The 3,123-nt window shown below is 55.2% G+C and carries 5 protein-coding genes; all 5 read left to right on the top strand.

Translation table 11 applies throughout. The features are described 5' to 3' along the window. Window positions 1-176: 176 nt before the first annotated feature. The 5 genes from NW820_RS06085 to NW820_RS06105 all read left to right on the top strand — a co-directional run bounded on the left by NW820_RS06085 (window position 177) and on the right by NW820_RS06105 (window position 3,048). A complete protein-coding gene (locus NW820_RS06085; RefSeq protein ID WP_414331883.1) occupies window positions 177-662 on the top strand; it encodes a 2Fe-2S iron-sulfur cluster-binding protein in 486 nt (161 codons plus the stop codon). 232 nt (window positions 663-894) lie between these two features. Next, window positions 895-1,575, top strand: coding sequence for a V4R domain-containing protein (locus tag NW820_RS06090; RefSeq protein ID WP_414406979.1), 681 nt, complete (start codon window positions 895-897; stop codon window positions 1,573-1,575). 47 nt (window positions 1,576-1,622) lie between these two features. Then, complete coding sequence (locus tag NW820_RS06095; protein WP_414406980.1) at window positions 1,623-1,898, top strand: hypothetical protein; 276 nt, start codon at window positions 1,623-1,625, stop codon at window positions 1,896-1,898. Between the two features lie 61 nt (window positions 1,899-1,959). Continuing rightward, a complete protein-coding gene (locus tag NW820_RS06100) occupies window positions 1,960-2,553 on the top strand; it encodes a hypothetical protein (RefSeq protein WP_414406981.1) in 594 nt (197 codons plus the stop codon). 24 nt (window positions 2,554-2,577) lie between these two features. After that, on the top strand, window positions 2,578-3,048 hold the full coding sequence (locus tag NW820_RS06105) for a phycobilisome protein (RefSeq protein WP_414344046.1): 471 nt from the start codon (window positions 2,578-2,580) through the stop codon (window positions 3,046-3,048). Window positions 3,049-3,123 lie beyond the last annotated feature (75 nt).

Below are 3,123 nucleotides of genomic sequence, written 5' to 3' on the forward strand. Positions count from 1 at the left end.
GAAGTGCTCTGGTGAAGTGCTCTGGTTTGATTGACTGGGGACTCAGGTGTTGCTGTAGACCTGCAAGGGGGCTGCAGGGGAAGGGATCAATCAATTTTTGTGATTGGTTTGCGTTGCTTATGCAGTAGATCCTGCCCGCCGGGGTTTTTTGTCTGCCCTTAATGTGGATCCCGTCTATGGTTAAACAAATCCGGCTAGAGCCTTTATCTCGCGTCTCAGAGGTCGATACCTACAGCAATCTGCTGTCGGCCATTTTGTCGGAGGAGCTGCAGGTTTCGCGGGAATGTAACGGTCGCGGCCTCTGCGCCACCTGTCATGTTTACGTCAAAGAGGGAATGGAAAGCCTCACTCCCATCACCCCCCGCGAGGCCAAGACTCTGGAGACCATTACCAGCGCCCGCAGCAATTCCCGGCTGGCCTGTCAGGCGCGGGTGGTTTCCGATGGCGTGGTGGTGGAGCTGCCGCCGGGGATGTACGTGAACTCGCTGAGGGATATCGAAGTGCTCATCGGTCGGCGGGCCGAACAAGACCTGCTGCACCCACGGACGGGGAAGGTTTTGGTGGAGCAGGGCAAGATCATCACTCGCTCTACTGTTAAGCAGCTAGAAAATGAGGACTTCCGCATCATTGGCAATACGCTGGCCCAAACTCGGGAAGTTTGATGGATTGTCGATATTCAGGGATCCCTTGGGCTCAGCGGGCATTGTCTTATAGACAATCAACCAAGGATTGAACAATGTTGGATCCCTCAGATAGCTGACCAAGTTTATCGAATGCTTAGCCATTCATTTTGTTGACTCATTGGCATTGTCTGGCCCAGTTGATCCCTACAAATCCCACCAAATCCTGTTGCTTTGCAATCTAGAATTATCCATTTTTTATCAGGAGAGCGCCATGGCCACCACATCTCGACCGGATCCCCGTCCTGCAGTCACCATGCCTGTGGGCCGCGACAAGCATGCTCACTACAGTTACCGCGATTTCTTTCGCTTCAACCGAGATCAGGGCACGATCATCGACTGGAACAACACGCAAAATCTCCTGCTCAGCGAAGACTTTATTGTGGGCTTGCAAACAGGCCTGGAACGGGAAGTGGGAGATGCTTCGGCGGCGGTGATGTACACCATTGGCAGAGATTGGGGCATCCGCGATGCCAAGCACTTCTCCGAGTGGTACGAGCGGGAGTATGGGATTGGCGTAAAACAGTCCAACCTTTTGTTTTTGCTGGAGACTTGGTGGTGGCCTTTTACGGCTCAGGGCTGGGGCAAGTGGGAGGTGGAAACCGAATCCAAACAAAAAGGCTTCCTGTTTATCAACTTGTTTGACTCGATGGTGGCTCGCACCCTAGGGGATGTGGGCAAGCCGGTTTGCCATCTCTATGCCGGGCTATTTGCCGGGTTTTTCACCGCTATGACTTCCCGCGAGCTGGCCTGCATCGAGATCCAGTGCTACGCCATGGGGGAAACCTACTGCAAGTTCCTGTTGGGCGGGCAAGAACGCATTGATGCCGCCAATTTTTGGATCACCGAAGGGGCCAGCGCCCGCGAGATCGAGCAGCGTTTACAGCAAATGTAAGGCTTGCTTGTGGTTCTGTCGTTCCTCAGCGCTTTGGAGAAGCTGACATGCTCACCCTAGATCCTGCTCGAGATCTAACCCAGCCCCTGATGCTCTTCTTGCAGGGGTTGAACTGGGATAACCGACCCCCGGCCAAGGCTCCCTTTGCTCAAGAGCCGCCGCCGCAGTCCCCCATGCTCTTTGCCCAATCGGTGGGACAGTTTTTTGCCGGCTTCAATTGGTCGGGCATCCGCCCATGGGTGGAGCCGGTGCCGGAATTGCCAGCGGAGGATCCCTTTACTCTTGAGGATTTTGCCGCCTTGTTTGGCGGAGCTTTGCTCTAGCTCTGGTTTGTTCAGGGATCTCGGTTTTGTTTTGCCCTCTGTTTTTAAGGAGACTTCACCCATGGATGACCTTCACTCTTGGCCGGAGCGCATTGCCGATCGAGAAGGGGGTTACCTAACACCCGACGATCTGCAAGACCTGATTCGTTACTCGCTCTCTTTTGAAGAACGGCTGGAGCTCTACCAAGTCTTACAACAGCAAGAGCTGACCTGGATCCAAAAGGTTTTGCAACAGCAGGGGCCAACCCCCGTCGCGACAGCGTTGCCCAGCAGCAATCCCGCCAGAGAGGGGGCAGAACCTTCTCTAACCCCGGCTCAGCGCCTCTTGGCTCGTCAATTGGCCTTTTGTTTGCGCTCCCTGGGCCTGAGTCTGTTGCTGGGGGATCCCACCCCTGTGCAGCAGGTAACTCTTGGTGCGATGGAACAGTACCTAGGGTTGCCGCAAGCGCTCGCTCAGCTACGGGCAGTGGTTCAGGGATCCCTGCCAGCGGATCAGCAGGGTTTGCTTGCCCCCTACTGGCAAGAGCTACAAGCTGTCTGCGCCACTTCTCAGGCCCAGTTCCCTTCCCCCTCTTCTTCTAGGTCTGAGGCCGAGGTTGACCTGCCCACAGTTCCGCCGGAGAGGGCTCTCACCTTGGCGGAAATGTTTGTGTGAAGCCCACTGAAGGAGGCTCTATCTATGAATTCAAGGGTTGCCGAGCTGATGCAACAAAGCGAAGGCCGCTATCTGCGCCCGGACGAGTTGAAAACTCTACACGCCTACGTGGAAGGGATCCCGAAGCGGGTCCGCCTTTACCAGGTTCTGCAGGCCAAAGAACAAGAGCTGCTGGATCGGGTGATGGAGAAGTTTCAGCCGATGATGCCGAATTTAATCCGCCAGCATGGTCACCTGGCCTGGGAGCGCTGCCGCCGGGATCTGAGCATGGTGTGGCGCTACTGCTGCATGGCCATGCTGCTCAACGACGAAGACTACCTGAGGGATAAATTGCTCTACTGGCTGGAGACGATCCTGAAATCGTTCAAGATGCGCGACCAATGCCAGCCTGCCTACAAGTTAATGCTCGACTCCCTGACCTACATCTTTGGGGCAGAAGAGAGCGAGATGATCCGTCCTTATCTGCTTTTGGCCAAATCCATGCTGGTTAACTAGGTCCATTCGCCCTCAATCTATTCACCAAAGTTCCCTGCGCCCTCCGATAGCGACCTCCTTCTCCCGATTTACTGT

Origin of the sequence: Synechococcus sp. R55.7 (assembly GCF_047461955.1) — a bacterium.
Classification (GTDB): domain Bacteria; phylum Cyanobacteriota; class Cyanobacteriia; order Thermostichales; family Thermostichaceae; genus Thermostichus.

Coding starts and splice junctions, on each gene's coding strand:
- NW820_RS06085 (WP_414331883.1), top strand. CDS start 177: ATGGTTAAACAAATCCGGCTAGAGCCTTTATCTCGCGTCTCAGAGGTC.
- NW820_RS06090 (WP_414406979.1), top strand. CDS start 895: ATGGCCACCACATCTCGACCGGATCCCCGTCCTGCAGTCACCATGCCT.
- NW820_RS06095 (WP_414406980.1), top strand. CDS start 1,623: ATGCTCACCCTAGATCCTGCTCGAGATCTAACCCAGCCCCTGATGCTC.
- NW820_RS06100 (WP_414406981.1), top strand. CDS start 1,960: ATGGATGACCTTCACTCTTGGCCGGAGCGCATTGCCGATCGAGAAGGG.
- NW820_RS06105 (WP_414344046.1), top strand. CDS start 2,578: ATGAATTCAAGGGTTGCCGAGCTGATGCAACAAAGCGAAGGCCGCTAT.